We start from the raw sequence: 16,942 nt of genomic DNA on the forward strand, positions 1-16,942 counted from the left end.
CCTGGGGGAGTATCGTAACATCTCAAAAACTAAAGACATCCATCAATGTCTTTTTTACATACGCGCTACCCAATCCCCCACCCTTTGGATATGGTCACATCAAATTTTAACCTGATGAGACCCTATGAAAAAGCTACTGCCCTTTATAATTATGCTTATGCCTTTAGGCTCATATGCTGAGACTAAATTATCGGCCGATCTAACGATCGACAGCCTGCGTTTTCAACGCCCTGTTAAAGGTGTAGGTAAGGCCGGAACTCTGATTTTTAAGAGTGCCAATGTTAACAACAACGGCATTATCTTAAACATCAATAACGTAAATAATTTTTTTGATTCACAAATTTTTATCAGACCAACCTTCCTTGGATTTACCACTCAGTTTGGTAACTACGGTTTCACTCTTGAAGAGGGAAGCCTTCTAGGAACAATCAACACACTTGAACTGACCAACTCAAAACTTATTCTCGATGAAACACAACTCAACCTTGCTGGAGAGCATGTTGCTTATGTCGACGCTGAAAATAGCATCAACATGAAAAACTTCCGCCTTTACTGCCAGACACCTGTTCTGGAAGGAACTCCTGGCGGAAACTCGACTGACATCATGGCCAACTGTGCGAGCTATTTAACATTAAACGGAAGTTATGCCCTGGCCAACGATACGGCCATTTTAGAATACAAAGGTCTCAACACATTAACTGGTGATAAAACAACTCTTAAATCAAACGTTAAGTCTTTTGATATCAGAAAAGATAAACTCTCTTTCAAACTTGATCAGACTGAAACAGTTAGTAATGGCACTTACATTATTAAGGCCAGCCAGGTCGTTGCAGATTGTGCGAAAGACCCTGCTTTAAAAGACCTGAATATTGATAAACTTCAAAAAGACTGTTTAAACAAAATCAAAGTTGCTCCAATGAAAGCGAACTTGATCGACAACGAAGCTAAAAGTAAATTTGACCTGGATATTAAAGACATCACCGTTCAGGATAAGATTGTTTACCTTTCACTGAATAATGGTGCGCTTTCAGACCCTACTTCTACAACTTTTATCAATGACATGCTGTTAAACTGCAAAAAAGAAACTGACACTGATTTATTAGAATTAAACCAGGTCTTAAAGGACTGTACGACATACGCCCGTATCTCAATTGGGGAAATCAAAACCACAAAACCAGATGATAAAAAAGGAAGCTCGATTAAAAAAATCGCCATCAGCTCTTCTGCTGGTGATTTGATCGTTCAGGCCGATGTAAAAATCCTGGGATTTAACTCGCGCGTTTCAATCTATGGGTTGGTCAACTTTAATGAAACTAAAAATGAACTAGTTATCACCGTTACAGACACAAAGCTGCCTCTCGGCTTTACATCTGTCAGCATGCTTATGTATTTTTTAAAGAGAAGTATTATTTCAAAAGATATTAAATATAATAAAAACGTTATCACTATCGCTATGTAAGGACTTTTATGAAAAAAATGATTATCGCTCTTTCTCTTGTTCCAACACTAAGCTTCGCTAGCCTATATAACTGTGCAGGCGCAGGTTTTTCAATTGATGTTTCAAGCAATCCAGCTGAAATGAAAATTGTTGGAAATGGATTTAACACTGTTACTCAGAACTTAAAAATGACAGCGACGTTTGACACTGTTATTGCTGCCAACACGACAACCCCAGCGGCTTCAGTTCGTTTAACTATTAAAGACTCAAGCTTTGCCAATCCAGGAGACCGTTTTACTTCTAGTGTGCAGGTTTCATCTGCTCAAGGTGTAAAAGACTACGCTGGCCTTACTTGTATTCGCGGAAACGAATAATCTCTTTAGGAGTCTCTCTCCCATAAGAGGTATCCAGACATTTTTCTAAATGGTCTTGCCCACTCTTTTCCTTTAATTGCAGCCACGAGCTTAAACATTAAAGGAAAAGGGGTTGATCGCTTTAACTCTTCAGAGAGTTCATAATAAAACTTCTCCTCTTTAAGCTTCCATCCTTTTGATTCAAAAAAACCTTTCCAGTTTTCAGGAAAAAATTGAAAAGGTGAGTTTTTAAGCCCCTTCATCTGTTTTGGATTCTTTAAAAATTTATAAGACATTGGGGAAATGTATTCACAAATCCAGTACTGAAAACTTTGATAGGCCTGCAAGTCTTCTGAGAGTTCTGCTACCTGAACTTCCGTTAAATAAGGAAGCACTCCTTCTGTTAAAACGACAATGCGCTCACTTTTAGAGGCCAGAGTCTCAAGAAGTTTCTTTCTCTCCTCTCGATTAGCAAGATCCATCCCTATTCTTTCTAATTTGCACGTCGGCGCATGAGCTGCCAGCACTTTACTTTTATGTTCAATAATATGAGGGAAATCGACTTCAATCCAATTGATAGTCGTTGCCAAATTCATGCGGTAAGGCCTGCTATCAAGACCTGCTCCCATATTAATAATTGTCGTCACACCGTCAGCAATTAAATCGCGAATCATTTGATCGATGATGTAAGTTCTCATCACCACCGTCCAATTCGTCCACCTGTTTACTTTCGTATGAGCTTTCGCAAAAGACTTCGCGCGCTCCTCACCTAGAAGGACCTTCGCGTATGGATCTTTAAAGATGGCATCTTTTCTTTCCGTTTCCAAAACACGGTAATAGGTTACCCATGCCGATGTATCTGATACGTCCCTAATCATTTTGCTTCCTCAAAAATAGGCTTGGTTGATTGAATCAGGTAATTGATCACATCAATTGGCCAGGTCTCGATATGCTTGTAAAAAGTTTTGCGGTCCTTTTTATACATGGCCCTCAAGGCCTCTTCATAGCCTTGTAAATCTCCGGCCAAAATCATCATAACCTGATAAGTGCGGTCCTGAACTTGTTTGATACTTTGAGTGTTCGCTGCTTTTCTAATGGCCTCATCCACTAACAACCTAAGCGTTGCAGAAGCGCCTCCTCTTTGAGTGGCCAGCCATTCCCAATGGCGAGGCAAGAGAGAAACTTCCCTTGAGACCACTCCCAACTTTGGCCTTCCCGGACCCGATGAGTCCAGGGCCCCCGGCGTGGTGTAGACTTCAAGGCGCTTCATGATTTCTTGCTTACTTCCATGAAAGTTAAAATCAATAGTCTTTCCGGTTGCATCGCTAAAAATCAAGATAGTACTATTTGAAGCTTTTCCAATATGGCCTTTAACTTTGAGAACAACTTCTACCAGGTCTCCCTGACAAAGTAACGTATGGCCATCAAAGGCCGTAAAAGTGGTTTTTTCTATCGTTTTCATGTCACAATATTACCCGGGTTAAATTATAAAGTCAATATTACCCGGGTAATAACAGAGATGAACCGAAAATCATTAAATTCCTAGGAATTTTTTGTCACACTTTTAATCAACAATATCTGTTGTTAAAATTCTTAAGATAATATCTTTACCCTGGAGATTCCCTGATGAAATACCGTAGCATTTTACTCTGTCTAACAATCGCCCTTCTTTCCCAAGGATGCAAATTAGATAAGCTTATGGGAAAGAAAAAAAGCACTTCACCATCATCATCTGAAAACTCAACTGATACAGGAAACGGCGGAGGAAATGGTGGTGGCTCTGGCGGTGGTAGCACAAACCCGACAGTCGTCACTCAAGCTTACGGTTACCTATTCTCTACAACTGCAACAACAAATGGGGCCTTTGCCTGGACTGGATCTTACCCTGGAGATATCACAAAGGGAGATGATCTTTGCGCCACTGAAGCTACAAGCCGAGGGCTAAGCGGGACTTTTAAAGCAGTTTTAGGTGAGACATCATTAAGAGGCATTGGTAACGATTGGGTGCTTAAAAAAAATGCTGAATACAGAAGACCTGATGGGACTGTCATTGGAACGACTGATTCCAATGGAGCCTTTGTCTTCCCTTTAACTAATGCAATTGAAAATCCCGGACAAAATGTCTGGACTGGACTCTCTTCAGCAACGGCCATCTCTTCAGGCGCAATCTGTTCTGGATGGTCAGACAATTCATTCATGTCAAACGGAAGGATTGGAGATACTGGAGCTAGTTCATCACTGGCCATTTCAAAGTCTTCTGAAACATGCGATAGCTCTTACGCTCTTCTATGCGCAGAAATGATCAAGAGAACAAAAACATATAATGCTCAAGCAAGCTACCGTCGCATCTTTGCTTCAAGTGTTGCACTAGATGCAGGTTCAGCCTCAATGGGTTCCGATGGTGCGACTCGCTTTGATTCTCAATGCCAAAGCGATGCAAGTACAAAAGGAATTGATGATGATGGGCACACCACTTATAAGGCGCTTGTCATGACCAACACGACATCAGGAGTGACCAGAAGAGTTGCTTGTTTGACCGCCAACTGTGCTAACGGCGCAGGAGAAGCTGTAGGATGGATTCTTGAGGCCAATACTCAATACCGCCGTGAAAATGGGACTACTATTATTGGTACGACAAACGCCAATGCTATTTTTGATTTCCCTCTGACAAATTCGTGGACGGGAGTTAATGAAGATTACTGGACAGGCTTCTCTGAAACATGGGCCACCGCTACTAACAGCGCTGTCGGGGGATGTTCATTTTTCCAAAACAAAAACAATGATGGAACCTCTGCCTTTGTTGGAAATGGAGATTCAACAGGTACAAGCGCCGTTAACACTGGGACACAAGCCTACTGCTCGACACAAAAGAAAATTCTTTGTGTAGAACAAAAACGCACTCAAAACGTGTATATTGATTACCCAGGCTATAACTAATTATCAGCTTCTTCATGCCTGGTATGAGATTTGTCTAAGTCCCAAAAGATCCTTTTCGTCGTATTCTGTAATCTATGAAAAATATAAAAACAGGCCTCTTATCCAGAGGCCCTCAACTCTTTAAGGCCGGGATTAACCTGGCCTTTCAAAACAATATCGACAAGACAGTAGAATCCCTTTCGCAAATGAAAGGGCTTCCTCAAAAATTCGGTCAACTCTTGAGCATGGATTTTTCGGAGTACTTTCCTGAAGATATCCGCCAAAAATTTGAGATTCTTCAGGGGGAAGGAAAAAGCATTGATTTCTACGAACTCCACGCTGTTATAAAATCTCATCTCCCGATAGAGAGAATCCAAAAGATTCACTCTATTGATACGACTCCTCTTGGGGCCGGCAGTATAGGACAAGTGCACCGTGCTCGTATTGATGAATTAGGTGAAGTTGTTTTTAAAATTAAGTATCCTAACATTGAAAAAACAATCAACAGTGATTTAAGCCTCCTTCTTCCTGTAGTCGCAGCCTTCAAACTCATTAGGCCTCAAGTCAACGACCTGGAAATTGTTATCAAAGAAACAAAAAAACTCCTGGCCCATGAGATGGATTATGTCCGGGAAAGAAATTATTTTCACTACTTTAAAGCGGCCTTAAAACAACATCCTCAATTCGTTGTTCCCGAAGTTTATGCCGATTATTCCTCTCATGAATTTTTCTGTATGCAATTTGTTGAAGGGATTCCTTTAAAAGATTTCATCAAGGATCCCGCCGTGACTCTTGAGAGAAAACAAAAGGTGGCCACACACATGTTGGAGCTCTTTATAAAGGAATTTATAGAGCTAAGAACTGTGCAAACAGACCCTAATTTTGCAAACTATCTCATCACAAATGATGACAGGATTGTCCTGCTCGACTTTGGGGCCACACTGGAATTCTCTTCGTCCTTTATTGACGAATACACCCAGCTTCTTATAGCTGCCTATGAGCATGACAGAAAAAACATTCTTAAATACGGGGAGAAGTTTGGTCTTATTTATGAAAAAGACAACCTTGAGGCCCAAAACATTTTTGAGGATTTTCTTAAAGATGTATTTAACCAATTTAAGCCAGAGAATAACCCTGTCAATTTCAAAAACTCAGGACTCACCTCCCGCCTTATGGAAAAAGGCTGGAATCTCTGGAAAAAACAAAGGATCAGCAACCCACATTCAGACCTGCTTTTTTTACATCGAAAAATTGGAGGCCTTTTTTCTCTTCTTAAAGAATCCGGTGTGAATATTGACCTCTCACTTCTTTGGCCTCAGATCCTAAAATACAGGGAAAGCCCTGAAAAAGTCATATCCCCCGAGGATTTACATTAAGGTTATCTACAGGCTAACAACGGAAAAACTTAATGTTTATCAATTCAATCAATCTAAAAAAAAGCCGATAAGAAAGTGACAACTAAATATAAAAAGCATCATAGAGAAAAGTCCCCATGGAATTTAACAGAAATGCCCTCATTATAGACAGTTCCAATGAGGATAGAGAGCTCATTAAAGAGAAAATTCTCAAAGCAAGCGCAAAAAAAATTAATGTTTTTTCATTAAGTAGCCGCCAAAAACTCACCGAGCTTCTGGCCCAGCAAAAGATTAAATGTCTTTACATCAATGCCAACATTGGAAAAAAAGATCTCTTTTTCATTTTAAAATATTTTTCCATGCTTAGTGAAAAAGATGGAATTGAGACGGCCATTCTCATCGCTTGCGACGACTACGAGCTTCTGCAAGAAATCACAAACGAATTCAATCTCAAAAATATACAATTTTTGCACATGCCCCTAGACCACGAAGACCTGGTCAAAAAAATGCAAATTATAATTGTTGGAAAAATCGAAACACTTGCCAAAAAAACAAACTCCGATCCTCTCAACATTGACCTCGAGTTTGTGAATGTCTTTATCACTAACACAAAAAAAGTCCTAACAGACATGGCACAAATTAAAAACCTGACTCACTCTGCTCCCATGCTCATGTCCAACCTCAAGGAGCCACTCAATATCGCGATTTCATCCAGGATATTAATCTCCTCGACCTACTTTAAGGGTAGCTATTATATCGCCTTTCCAGAAGAGACTTTCCTTGCTCTCTACAATATTGTCGTTCAAGAAAACCAAAGCAAAATTTCCGATGAAAATAAAGATTTTGCCAGCGAGCTTGCCAACATCATTTATGGACAATGTAAGAAGAAATTCTCCGACGATGGTCTAAACCTGGAGATGGTCATCCCCTCACTCCACCTTGGTGAAATCCAATACAAAGTGGTTATCGTTATTCCTTTCTCGTGTGATTTTGGGAAATTTTATCTCGCTGTCGCGCCGGGATTAATTTAAAAGACAATTCTAAACAGGTCCCGGCCATACTTTAAAAAAGGCCACGGGATAGCAGATAAAATTAAAAGCATTGAGAGAAGAAGCGTAATGGATAAGACTTTAAAGCGCTTTTCCAGAGGTGCCTTTTTAAGCGCAATCGCTCTTCCTATATGAAAGATCGCAATTGAAGAAAGCATGCTAGTGATATGCTCGATGGTCCAAAAACGCAGGATGGGATCGCGAAGAGTAAACGCCATATCACTCCACCCTATTTTAGGAAGTGGACTTAAAAAGCCGTAGAGACAAATCCCCATGGCGATTTGGTATGAGAGGACTTCGTTAAAGAGGCTTAGTGCTCGTTGGTCTGAGCCATCCCATTTTTTCTTTTTGATCCAGCCGTGAAGCAGGATAAAAAGCAGACGCAGACCTGCAACGACAACGATCCAGCGGAACCATGAATGGACAAAAAGGAAGACTTCGTACATGCACGTAATATGGCAGAGGAATTAGGGGGTGTAAATGCAACAAAGGGAGGCATTATCTAAGATTTGGACTCTCGCCTTTTAAGGCCGAATCCCAATGCTCAACCGCCTTCCCATCCTTGATTCTCCACATATCAAACCAAGTTGTCGTGTAATCATTCTTCGGATTCTTCTCGTCCTTTACCGTACGAGCAAAGGCCACAGTCACTAAATCCCCTTCCGCCAATACCGCCACGATTTTATACTGCTCAATCTTTTCAGTAATCGCGGAAGCCTTTACCTTTCTAATTTTTGTAAAGTAATTAACAACACTGTCTCTTCCAGAAGCTGCATTTGGATTATGTTGAAGATACTCTTTAGATAAATATTTCTCTGCGAGGTCCCAACGGTTAGCCTCAAGCAAATCGCGAATGATGTGATAAACGACTTGTTTATTTGCATGAAGTTTTGGGTCCTGGCTTGTGAATAGTGATTCTGGGTTCTTTACTCCCGTGACAACTTCTTGAGAGAAGGCATTGTTAGAGAAGATAAAGATAGAAATAGCGATAATAAAAATATGTTTTTTCACACAACCCTCAAAAAAATTTTTTAGACATTTAATATACTAGTCTAAAACGCCCCCAAAAGTTCAGCCTGAATTACCATTTCTTTTATTTTTGTCCAGATTCTAGGCAGGCCGAGCAAGGACGAAGGAGCATACGCCCAGTATGTGACTGAGTCCGCGACGAGTGCCTAACGACGAAGATGGATAAAAAGAAAAGAAATGGTGGACCCATGCGGGATCGAACCGCAGACCTCAACACTGCCAGCGTTGCGCTCTCCCAGCTGAGCTATGAGCCCACTTACGTGAAGACCTATTATTGAATAAAATTTTCAGCTTTTCCAGTTTTAAGATCAATTTTCTTTAACGCATGATCTCCAGTTTCCACAACAATCAATTTCCCATCGGAAACGAGTACATCGTTAGGCTCTTTTAACCCACGGGCCAGAGTCGAAAGCTTCCCACTCTTCACATCGTAAACGCGAATCGCATTGTTATAAGTATCGGCCAGGTAAACCTTATCCGCAGTCGCATAAACGCCAGTCGTATGTTGCATCAGTGCCGTCGCTTTATCCCCGTCTTTTAGGCCAAAATCAAAAAGCCCTTTCCCAATCAAGGTCGTGATCTTTCCGTGCTCTAAAACGCGAAGAGAGCTCGTCTCAGCATCGACAAAGTAAAGCTTCCCATTAACCAGTGAAAGACCTGATGGCTGTGAGAGTGAATTAAACGGTAAAATCCCATCATTGATCGACTCTTCTCCGCTTCCGGCGACAATGCGGGTTTGTTTTGTTTTAACATTAAAGCCTAAAAGCTGGTGAGTCCCGGCCATGGCAATTGTTAATTCATCTGGAGTTGTAAACTTCACGTCCCATGGAGAGGCCCAAACACTTCCGCGTTTTCCATCTCCGCCGATAGTCGAGAGTTTTTTTGTTTTAAAATCATAAGCGCGAAGAGCATTGTTTGCGGTATCGGCGATATAAAGAATGCCATCCTTAAAAGCGGTTCCTTGAGGACGAGAAAGAGTCTCGGCCGTAAAACCTTCTTTCCCACTTCCAATGCGCATAAACTCAGTTCCGTTTTTTTCTAAACCGACAATCTGGTGATGACTTGAATCAGTTAAAAAATAAACCGCGCGCGCAGGCTTTCCATCAAGGGCAAAACTTTGAACTTCAATAATCTTTGAAGGAAATTTAAAGCGCATTTTATGATTGTCTTCTTCAACTGCGACGATCTTTTGATTGATCTTTCCTTTGAAGTTCTTCACTAATGTCGCAATGTCTTTATCCAGGTCATCTCTATGCCCTTCCCCTGAGTAACCTTTATAAACGCGGCCATCAGGAGAAACGAGCACTAACGTAGGCCACGCCTGCACACCAAAAGCATTCCAGATCTCAAACTTTGAATCATTAATAACAGGATGGTGAATTCCATAACGAGCAGCGGCCTTCTTAATTTCAAAGTTTCCTTTTTCGTTGTCAAACTTCGCAGAGTGCACGCCCAGGATCACCAGGTCCTTTGGGTATTTTTTTTCCAGGAAATCTAAGTCTGGGATCACTTGCATACAGTTGATGCAGCCATAGGTCCAAAAGTCGACCAAAACGATTTTCCCTTTGAGATCGCCCACCTTAAGTGGCGATTTTGTATTGAGTATCGGCGCTGTTTCTAAGAGCACCTTTAAGGCCGTTGTATCGTTTTTCCCTTGGGCAAAAGTATTAAAACTAATAGTTAGAATAAGTAAAATAAATAGATTCTTCATTAGATTCTCCTCATACATTCTTGACCAAAATTGACGTGAGCGGAGTCTTCCTGATATGATATAATGCTGTCCAACCCTGCACTTTCAAAAGAGGTACCCAGAATGGGAATTTTCATTAATCGTACTCTTAATCTAAAGAAAATCAAAGCTATTGGCTTTGACATGGATTATACGATCGTTCGTTACAACTCGGAGGCCTTCGAGAGATTTACTCATCAGGCCACATTAAAAAAACTTGTCAGTGATAAGAACTATCCATCAGAGATTTTAAAACTTGAATTTGATTTCAAACGCGTTATTCAAGGTCTTGTTATCGACAAATCAAAAGGAAATCTTTTAAAGGTTTCGCGCTTTGGAAAAGTGAAGTCGTCTTACCATGGACTTTCTCCACTTGATTTCAAAGAGCAACAACGCATCTACGGAAACGGTGTCATCGATCTTTCTGATCCACACATTCAAAGTTTGGATACAAACTTTGCGGTGTCTAACGGAGTTCTCTACTCGCAGTTAGTAGACCTGAAAGAAAAAGGACTTCCTCTTCCGGACTTCGACACTCTTGCTGTTGAAATCAAAGAAGCGCTGGATGTTTGTCACTCAGACGGGACACTAAAAAATCACGTGCGCAACAACATCGACCAGTTCATCATTCAGGACCCTGAAGTGGTAGCACTGTTTGAACGTTACAAGCGCTACGGTAAAAAACTTTTAGTTATCACCAACTCTGACTTCAACTACACAAAGCTTCTGCTCGACTACACGATCAATCCGTTTTTAAAAGAACACAAAGACTGGTCGGAGCTTTTTGAGATCACAGTGACTCTTGCAAGTAAGCCAAGATTCTTCACGATCAAGACTCCTTTTCTTTCAATTGACCCGGCAACAGGGCTTATGAGCAATGCTGAAGGGAAAATCACAAAAGGGATTTACCAAGGTGGATTTGCCGGAAAACTGCAAAAAGACCTGGGCCTTGAAGGAGATGAGATCCTTTATCTTGGGGATCATATCTACGGTGACGTTGTAAGTATCAAGAAGACATTTAACTGGAGAACTGCTCTGGTTTTAGACCCTCTTGCTGAAGAGATTGAAGCGATTAAGAAGAGCGCTCCTATTCAGGCAGAGATCGACAAACAAATGTTGATTAAAGAAAACCTGGAAACAAAACTTAATGAACTCGATCTGAAAAAGCATGAGTTCCATGAAGAAGTTCCTAAAGAAGAATTAAACAACTTGTTTGCGGAAATTGATAAGGTCAACTCGACGATCTCTGATTTACTAGAACAGCACCGTCAGTTCTTTAACCCTTATTGGGGAGAGATGATGAGAGCTGGTCTTGAAGAGTCTCGTTTTGCTGACCAGGTAGAAAAGTATGCGTGTATTTATATGACAAAGGTTTCAGACCTGATTGAATACTCGCCGAGAACGTACTTCCGTCCTCACCGCCGCGTTCTTCCTCACGAATCTTAATCTATTTCTTTGGCCTGTTACTCAATACAGCTGAGTTTCAGGCCAAGGCTTTCCATCTTATATTCGTTTTCAATTTGTCCGATTAATTTTTTGATATCAAAAGGCTTGGTGAAATAGTTTCTTGCCCCGGCAGCAATGCACTCGGCAGCCGTGTACTCAGACTGGCCAGTTAAAAAGAAAAAGATAGGCGCTGCTTTCATCGTCTTCACAAAGCTTACGACATCCATCCCGTTGCCATTAGGCATTTTAAGATCGGATAAAACAATATCGCATCTCTCTTTTTTTAAAATCTCAATCGCTTCGTTACCACTAGAAGCAGTCATCACTCTGTGCCCTTGAGCACTAAATCCTTCTTTTAGGATTTCCAGTACCATTGGTTCGTCTTCAACTAGGAGAATTTTAAATTTTGTCTTGCTCATAGCCTCATTCTAATAGAAGGGCCGAACGCTTTGAACTGGTAAGAAAATTCCTCTCGATAAAAATCACTGAGGAAGCAAATCACTTTAGTTAGTTTTAAGCAAAATTTTATTTACGAAGGAATACTTATCTTAGATAAAAAACAATCCTAATAGATGATTGTAGGAGTAAACCAAATCTTTCTGATTAATCCATTCTGGATTTCATTGATGCTGACAACCTCAATTCCATTGGGGTATCTGGCCGCCCCATGGACGATTTCATGATCTGTTACATAGTTTCCACAAACAATTCTACTTTTAATGACCAGGCTAAGGTTAGGGCTTGATTCAAAAAGTTTTGTGAAGTCCTCTCTTACGCTCTCTTTCCCATTTAGGACTCTTTGTGAGTCATGAAGGTTGAAAAATTCAATATCATCAGCAAAACATGAAAGAAATTTTTCCATATTTCTTTCATTATAGGCTTCAACTTGTTTTTCCATAATGGCCTGAGCTTGATTCATATTATTCCTGTTTAACTCTGAGTGAAGAATTTTCTCCAACAAATTTTAAAAACTGCAAATAGATTTCCCATGCCTTTGTGCCATAACCACCGGCCATAACGTAAGACTGAGGGATATTTCTCTCTTTAAAGAACTGATAGAGAAACTTATCACGGGCAAGCATTTGCTCTTTTGAAAGATTAATGAAAGATGCACTTGGAAGCTCATCGTGTTCATAAGGGTCAGCGCCATTAACGACGATGACGACATCTGGATTAGGAAAGCGCTCTTCCATGTCTAAAAGGCCGGCCTCCAGACGCGCGAGATACTGATCATCCTCACCTATTTCGATTCCCACATCGATCGATGATGGAATAAACCATGGATCGCGGACTGTACCCGAGTTAAGCGGCCAGCCTTCTTTCATGTGGATAGAAAAAGTTCTGATGGTTGTATCGTTTTGTAAAATTTCAGGTGCCCCATCTCCCTTGTGAACATCGACATCGACGATCCACGCAGTTTTAATGGCACCTTCATTTTGCAATTTTCTAAGAGTAATGACGATGTCATTAACCAGACAAAAACCACGACCTGCAAAACTCATCGCGTGGTGCATACCTCCGCCAAGGTGATAGCTGAAACCATTTTTTAGTGCGTACTTAGTCGAATTGTAAGTCATCGCTACTTGCATAAGGATGGTTTCTACCAATTCTTTCCAGTCGCGTTTTTGATTTTTTGGATTGTAGCGTTCGAACTTTCCTTGATCGTTGACGAGTTCATAACACTGGTAAATCTCCCCTTGTCTCTCTCCTGCTGTTCCCAATAGACGATGGATAAAATCTTTATTGTGAACGCGTTCAAGGTCTTCGCGAGTAATGCGAGGAAGAGTTTTTAAATCGGTGTATTCAAGAAAAGGATAAAGATATTTTAAGGCAGAAAAAACGTGCGCAGCTCGTTCATCCACGATTGGGATCTCGATTCCATATTCGCTAAACCGTAGATCACAATCGGGATGATAAAAGATCATTTATGAATTACCAAATTTGACAGTCGATCTGTGCCCAAGCTTGAACCATTGGATCGTAGAAGTTCGAGTGGACATAAACGTTTGCAGCAGCACCTGGGTAGATAACTAGTCCGTTAACCCATGAGTTAAGAACAACACCCTGCCAAGTTCTTCCAAAAGCATTTCCGTTACAAACGATTGGACGGTAAGTTGTGTTCCATACGCGTGCAGTGGCCACTTCGCGGTTCACGAAGAATTCCATCTGAGGAACAAAAGCAAAAGCTTGCGATGACAGAGTTAAAAATGTGATTGCAGATAAGATGAATTTCTTCATTTTAAGTCTCCTGATAATGCATTTTAAGCTCGTCTTTTTAATCATTTTTGCGCCGGTTGTGCAAGGGCGATATACTCTTGTAACTGTTCGTTTTTTGGTAAATTTTTCACAGCTTTCAGGAGTGATTCAAGCTGAGCCTGGCCCTTTGCACCACAGATGGCAACTGATAGCTCTGGGAAGCTTAAGTTGTAGGCCAGAGCAAGCTCAAGACCAGTGTGGTGATTTTTGTCTAAAAGCGGCCAAAGTTTTTTCATTGCTTCGAACTTTGCCGAGTTATCCATGTCTTTCCACCATGGGGCCCATGAACGGCAGTCACTCTTGTCGTAAACTTTTCTCGTCTCATCCACGCGTCCAGTGATAATCCCTTTATCCAAAGTTCCCCAGCTCATGAAGCTGATGTTTTTCTCTTTTAAGTAAGGAAAGATATCGTTTTGAACAAACTTGTTGGTGAATAAGTTAAACTCTGACTGCACCACTTCTACGCGGTCAATTTCAAACGCTTTGTTAAGCTCGTCTACGTTAGTGTTGCATAAACCGATATGCTTGATTTTCCCCTGGTGTTTTGCCTTAGAAAGCACTTCCATTGTCTTTCTGATATCCACGCGGGCATCTGGCCAGTGAACCATGTACAGGTCAATAAAATCCGTATTTAAATCGCGCAGAGATTGCTCTAGCATTCTCTCAGCAACCTTTGGATCATTAGTCATATCAACACGTTTATTTTCATGCCAAGTCACCCCTGATTTTGAAACCAGGAAGACCTTCTCGCGCATGTTTTTAAATGCTTTGCCCATTCTTACTTCTGACAATCCAAAACCATAGATTGGGGCCGTATCAAAAATTCTGATCCCACCCTCGTAGGCCTGGTGTAAGAGGTCAATAGATTCACCTTCGCTGATTTCACCAAAACCGTAACCTCCTCCTTCTCCGCTGATAGCGGCGCCACCGAAGGCGATTGGGAGTGAACTGACCATTTTTAGTAATTGCGTCATATGAACATATCCTTGTGAAGCTTTTCTATTAGGTGTAATAATAAACATCTAAATTTTAATCTGTACAGGAATGAGAGCATTCGTCATGAAAATGTCCCCGCGGTTTTTCTTTTTCCTAAGTTCTGTTTTAGTTAGTTGGTCGTCTTTTGCTGATTCAACTACGCTCGTCGAAAACTTTCGCTCTCTGCAAGAAAAGTCAAAGGACATTTCGCCAGAGTTAAAAACAGTCAGGGCCTTTCGTTCGCAGAAGAAAGCAGAAAATTACACTCGCTTCACAAGTCACCTTCCTAACGTCAATCTGGTTTTAAAAAGAGAAAAAGATTTCTTTGAAGATAAAAACGCCGCTCTTCGCGCCCTTGGTATTGGAGTTTTAAACTCATCGTGGGCCATCCAGTACGAATGGTCGCTGGTGAACTTGAATCAGATTCAAAACACGAGAAAGTCTTTTGCCGAAAAAGATAAAAGTGACATTGATGTTGAGATCAAAGAAAGCGAATACCCCATTCAATTTACGACTTACTTCCTGAACTACCTGCTGGCCAAATATAAAACGGCGGCGGTTGAAAACTCGCTTAAAAAAGCAGAGACAGGAAAAAAAGAAGCTCAGCTTGGATTTGATCTGGGACAAAAAACAAAAATTGATGTCCTTCGCTCAGATGCTAACCTGGTCTCTCTCACATCAAAAAAGACTTCTTATATCGAAGAAGAGCAAAACGCGAAAAACCGTTTTGTTGAATACTCTGGTCTTGAACAAAAAGACTTAGACTTTGTTTCCAATCTGAGTGAAGAGCAGATTTTAGAGCTGATTAACTCTCTAAGCTCTGTCGCTGCTAAAAAAGAAGTTCCTAACTTAAGTGCAAGTCCGAAATACCAAAGTCTACAGATGGAAGAAAAGATCAACCGCATGGCGCTTTCAGACTTTACCAGAAACGAATACCCTGATTTAAGAATCCAGGGATCTTATACAAATGCAGCCGACAGCTGGGATGGGACCCTTCACAATCCTACCCGCTCACATACTGTTGCTTTAGTCCTGACGATTCCACTTTTTAACGGCGGAAGTTTTGCTTCAAGCCACTTTGAAAAATACTTTGCCAAAAAACAAATTGAATACTCAATCGGTTTAAAAAAGCAGCAACTGGAAAACGACTTAAATACGACACTGATTCGTATCAACGCTCTGGAAACGCTGGTGTCATCACTGACCCTTAACGTCTCTCAATTTGAAGAGCTCTACCGTTTAACATCAAAATCATATCAATTAGGAAAGAGCTCGCTCTTTGAACTTCTGGAAGTTCAGGATGACCTGCTTGATTCTAAAATCAATCTTGCTCAAAACAAGATTCAGTTTTACACCCTTTCACAAAATTACCTATGGCAGGCCGGCTTATGAAAAATATCGCATTTCTTTTAGTTCTTACTCTTCTTGCTTCTTGTGGAAGCAAAGTTGAAGTCACTGGGATCAAGTTGGGAAAAGGGACAGTTGAAAGCACTGTCACGACAACGAACTCGGGAACAGTTGAAGCTAAACAACAAGCAGAGCTTGCTTTTGGAACTCCAGGGCGCATCTCAAAAATCCACGTTTCTCTCGGAGATAAAGTCCGTCAGGGAACTGTGATTGCAGAACTTGAAAACGCCGATTTGAGAGCAGTCTACAACGAAGCTCTTAAAGATTACGAAAGAAGCCAGGAGCTTTATAAAAACGGACTGGTGTCTGTGGCCAACCTTGACGGTGTAAACCGCGCTAGAGAAGTGGCCAGAATCAACCTAGATAAAACAATCATCAAGGCCCCTTTTGATGGCATGATCACTGCTTTAAATTTAAAAGTTGGTGAATTCTACCAAAGTGGAGCGAGTCTGGCGACGGCGGATAAAAAGATCGACGTTCAGATCATCGATTTAAAAACTCGTCTGATTAAAGGTGAAATCGATGAAGTGGATTTACAAAAAATCCAGATCGGACAAGATGCTCGCGTAAAAATCCCGGCGATGAAAAACCAAATCATCAAAGCAAGACTGACGAAGGTTGTTCCTTTCGTCTCAACGGTAAAAGACCAGGACAGAACAAGCCAGATCGAACTGGAAATCTTAGAAAACCAAAGCCTGATTCCAGTCGGCGCCTCAGCTGATGTAGAAATCGTCGTTGAAGCAAAAAAGGACGCCACGATTCTTCCGGCCATGGTTTTAACAGGCGTCGGTAAAAACCGTTCTGTGTTCGTGATTGAAGATTCAAAGCTCGTTAAACGCCCAGTGACAGTGGGAACTGGAAACTACGAGCGCGTAGAAATTCTTGAAGGTGTTAAACCAAACGAGCTGGTGGCCAAGCCACTTGAAGGAATTGAACTTACTGACGGCATGAAAGTAAAAGTTAAAGAAGCGACTTGGCTATAGGAATAA

Annotated in this window: 18 protein-coding genes and 1 tRNA gene; 8 read left to right on the plus strand and 11 right to left on the minus strand. The window is 41.1% G+C overall.

The genetic code is table 11. The features are described 5' to 3' along the window. Positions 1-124: 124 nt before the first annotated feature. Positions 125-1,459: a hypothetical protein gene (locus AC6JA8_RS12980; RefSeq protein ID WP_497974176.1), complete on the plus strand. Its 1,335-nt coding sequence runs from the start codon at positions 125-127 to the stop codon at positions 1,457-1,459. A gap of 8 nt (positions 1,460-1,467) precedes the next feature. Then, positions 1,468-1,812 (plus strand): hypothetical protein, encoded by a 345-nt coding sequence (locus AC6JA8_RS12985; protein WP_497974177.1) that lies wholly within the window; start codon positions 1,468-1,470, stop codon positions 1,810-1,812. 5 nt (positions 1,813-1,817) lie between these two features. On the opposite strand, the gene AC6JA8_RS12990 is transcribed toward AC6JA8_RS12985, so the two are convergent. Continuing rightward, positions 1,818-2,669 (minus strand): class I SAM-dependent methyltransferase, encoded by an 852-nt coding sequence (locus AC6JA8_RS12990; protein WP_497974178.1) that lies wholly within the window; start codon positions 2,667-2,669, stop codon positions 1,818-1,820. Next, the gene (locus AC6JA8_RS12995) at positions 2,666-3,253 is read right to left on the minus strand and encodes a DUF2239 family protein (RefSeq protein ID WP_497974179.1); all 588 of its coding nucleotides are present in this window, start codon (positions 3,251-3,253) and stop codon (positions 2,666-2,668) included. Before AC6JA8_RS12995 ends, AC6JA8_RS12990 begins: the two co-directional genes overlap by 4 nt. A 164-nt stretch (positions 3,254-3,417) precedes the next feature. Between AC6JA8_RS12995 and AC6JA8_RS13000 the strand changes: the two genes are divergently transcribed. From AC6JA8_RS13000 to AC6JA8_RS13010, 3 genes are all read left to right on the plus strand, one after another. Beyond that, positions 3,418-4,728 carry a DUF1554 domain-containing protein gene (locus AC6JA8_RS13000; protein ID WP_497974180.1) on the plus strand — a complete coding sequence of 437 codons (1,311 nt, stop codon included), beginning with the start codon at positions 3,418-3,420 and terminating at the stop codon, positions 4,726-4,728. Positions 4,729-4,802: 74 nt separating this feature from the next. Continuing rightward, positions 4,803-6,083, plus strand: a complete 1,281-nt coding sequence (locus AC6JA8_RS13005; protein WP_497974181.1) for an ABC1 kinase family protein — start codon at positions 4,803-4,805, stop codon at positions 6,081-6,083. Positions 6,084-6,199: 116 nt separating this feature from the next. Beyond that, positions 6,200-7,093, plus strand: a complete 894-nt coding sequence (locus AC6JA8_RS13010; protein WP_497974182.1) for a chemotaxis protein CheX — start codon at positions 6,200-6,202, stop codon at positions 7,091-7,093. Here AC6JA8_RS13010 and AC6JA8_RS13015 read toward each other — a convergent pair. The 4 genes from AC6JA8_RS13015 to AC6JA8_RS13030 form a co-directional block, all read right to left on the minus strand. Beyond that, on the minus strand, positions 7,090-7,557 hold the full coding sequence (locus AC6JA8_RS13015; RefSeq protein WP_497974183.1) for a hypothetical protein: 468 nt from the start codon (positions 7,555-7,557) through the stop codon (positions 7,090-7,092). The genes AC6JA8_RS13010 and AC6JA8_RS13015 overlap by 4 nt on opposite strands. 52 nt (positions 7,558-7,609) lie before the next feature. Continuing rightward, complete coding sequence (locus AC6JA8_RS13020; protein ID WP_497974184.1) at positions 7,610-8,122, minus strand: nuclear transport factor 2 family protein; 513 nt, start codon at positions 8,120-8,122, stop codon at positions 7,610-7,612. A 196-nt stretch (positions 8,123-8,318) separates the two neighbouring features. Further along, positions 8,319-8,394, minus strand: a tRNA-Ala gene (locus tag AC6JA8_RS13025). 17 nt (positions 8,395-8,411) lie between these two features. Further along, positions 8,412-9,851 carry a thioredoxin-like domain-containing protein gene (locus AC6JA8_RS13030; RefSeq protein ID WP_497974185.1) on the minus strand — a complete coding sequence of 480 codons (1,440 nt, stop codon included), beginning with the start codon at positions 9,849-9,851 and terminating at the stop codon, positions 8,412-8,414. A gap of 102 nt (positions 9,852-9,953) precedes the next feature. Here AC6JA8_RS13030 and AC6JA8_RS13035 point away from each other — a divergent pair, with 102 nt between their 5' ends. Then, on the plus strand, positions 9,954-11,315 hold the full coding sequence (locus tag AC6JA8_RS13035) for an HAD-IG family 5'-nucleotidase (RefSeq protein ID WP_142409184.1): 1,362 nt from the start codon (positions 9,954-9,956) through the stop codon (positions 11,313-11,315). 17 nt (positions 11,316-11,332) lie between these two features. Here the strand turns inward: AC6JA8_RS13035 and AC6JA8_RS13040 are convergent, their stop codons facing one another. The 5 genes from AC6JA8_RS13040 to AC6JA8_RS13060 form a co-directional block, all read right to left on the minus strand. After that, the gene (locus AC6JA8_RS13040; protein ID WP_497974186.1) at positions 11,333-11,734 is read right to left on the minus strand and encodes a response regulator; all 402 of its coding nucleotides are present in this window, start codon (positions 11,732-11,734) and stop codon (positions 11,333-11,335) included. Positions 11,735-11,880: 146 nt separating this feature from the next. Next, entirely contained in the window at positions 11,881-12,234 is a 354-nt protein-coding gene (locus tag AC6JA8_RS13045) for a nuclear transport factor 2 family protein (RefSeq protein WP_497974187.1), read from the minus strand. Position 12,235: 1 nt separating this feature from the next. Continuing rightward, positions 12,236-13,240: a histone deacetylase family protein gene (locus AC6JA8_RS13050; RefSeq protein WP_497974188.1), complete on the minus strand. Its 1,005-nt coding sequence runs from the start codon at positions 13,238-13,240 to the stop codon at positions 12,236-12,238. Between the two features lie 7 nt (positions 13,241-13,247). After that, positions 13,248-13,553, minus strand: a complete 306-nt coding sequence (locus AC6JA8_RS13055) for a hypothetical protein (RefSeq protein WP_497974189.1) — start codon at positions 13,551-13,553, stop codon at positions 13,248-13,250. A gap of 41 nt (positions 13,554-13,594) precedes the next feature. Next, the gene (locus AC6JA8_RS13060) at positions 13,595-14,545 is read right to left on the minus strand and encodes an aldo/keto reductase (protein ID WP_497974190.1); all 951 of its coding nucleotides are present in this window, start codon (positions 14,543-14,545) and stop codon (positions 13,595-13,597) included. An 85-nt stretch (positions 14,546-14,630) separates the two neighbouring features. Between AC6JA8_RS13060 and AC6JA8_RS13065 the strand changes: the two genes are divergently transcribed. Both AC6JA8_RS13065 and AC6JA8_RS13070 read left to right on the plus strand, forming a co-directional pair. Beyond that, positions 14,631-15,938, plus strand: a complete 1,308-nt coding sequence (locus AC6JA8_RS13065; RefSeq protein ID WP_497974191.1) for a TolC family protein — start codon at positions 14,631-14,633, stop codon at positions 15,936-15,938. Further along, complete coding sequence (locus AC6JA8_RS13070; protein ID WP_497974192.1) at positions 15,935-16,936, plus strand: efflux RND transporter periplasmic adaptor subunit; 1,002 nt, start codon at positions 15,935-15,937, stop codon at positions 16,934-16,936. Before AC6JA8_RS13065 ends, AC6JA8_RS13070 begins: the two co-directional genes overlap by 4 nt. Positions 16,937-16,942: the final 6 nt, after the last annotated feature.

It is taken from the genome of Bacteriovorax sp. HI3 (assembly GCF_059738875.1).

Coding starts and splice junctions, on each gene's coding strand:
- AC6JA8_RS12980 (WP_497974176.1), top strand. CDS start 125: ATGAAAAAGCTACTGCCCTTTATAATTATGCTTATGCCTTTAGGCTCA.
- AC6JA8_RS12985 (WP_497974177.1), top strand. CDS start 1,468: ATGAAAAAAATGATTATCGCTCTTTCTCTTGTTCCAACACTAAGCTTC.
- AC6JA8_RS12990 (WP_497974178.1), bottom strand. CDS start 2,669: ATGATTAGGGACGTATCAGATACATCGGCATGGGTAACCTATTACCGT.
- AC6JA8_RS12995 (WP_497974179.1), bottom strand. CDS start 3,253: ATGAAAACGATAGAAAAAACCACTTTTACGGCCTTTGATGGCCATACG.
- AC6JA8_RS13000 (WP_497974180.1), top strand. CDS start 3,418: ATGAAATACCGTAGCATTTTACTCTGTCTAACAATCGCCCTTCTTTCC.
- AC6JA8_RS13005 (WP_497974181.1), top strand. CDS start 4,803: ATGAAAAATATAAAAACAGGCCTCTTATCCAGAGGCCCTCAACTCTTT.
- AC6JA8_RS13010 (WP_497974182.1), top strand. CDS start 6,200: ATGGAATTTAACAGAAATGCCCTCATTATAGACAGTTCCAATGAGGAT.
- AC6JA8_RS13015 (WP_497974183.1), bottom strand. CDS start 7,557: ATGTACGAAGTCTTCCTTTTTGTCCATTCATGGTTCCGCTGGATCGTT.
- AC6JA8_RS13030 (WP_497974185.1), bottom strand. CDS start 9,851: ATGAAGAATCTATTTATTTTACTTATTCTAACTATTAGTTTTAATACT.
- AC6JA8_RS13035 (WP_142409184.1), top strand. CDS start 9,954: ATGGGAATTTTCATTAATCGTACTCTTAATCTAAAGAAAATCAAAGCT.
- AC6JA8_RS13040 (WP_497974186.1), bottom strand. CDS start 11,734: ATGAGCAAGACAAAATTTAAAATTCTCCTAGTTGAAGACGAACCAATG.
- AC6JA8_RS13045 (WP_497974187.1), bottom strand. CDS start 12,234: ATGAATCAAGCTCAGGCCATTATGGAAAAACAAGTTGAAGCCTATAAT.
- AC6JA8_RS13050 (WP_497974188.1), bottom strand. CDS start 13,240: ATGATCTTTTATCATCCCGATTGTGATCTACGGTTTAGCGAATATGGA.
- AC6JA8_RS13055 (WP_497974189.1), bottom strand. CDS start 13,553: ATGAAGAAATTCATCTTATCTGCAATCACATTTTTAACTCTGTCATCG.
- AC6JA8_RS13060 (WP_497974190.1), bottom strand. CDS start 14,545: ATGACGCAATTACTAAAAATGGTCAGTTCACTCCCAATCGCCTTCGGT.
- AC6JA8_RS13065 (WP_497974191.1), top strand. CDS start 14,631: ATGAAAATGTCCCCGCGGTTTTTCTTTTTCCTAAGTTCTGTTTTAGTT.
- AC6JA8_RS13070 (WP_497974192.1), top strand. CDS start 15,935: ATGAAAAATATCGCATTTCTTTTAGTTCTTACTCTTCTTGCTTCTTGT.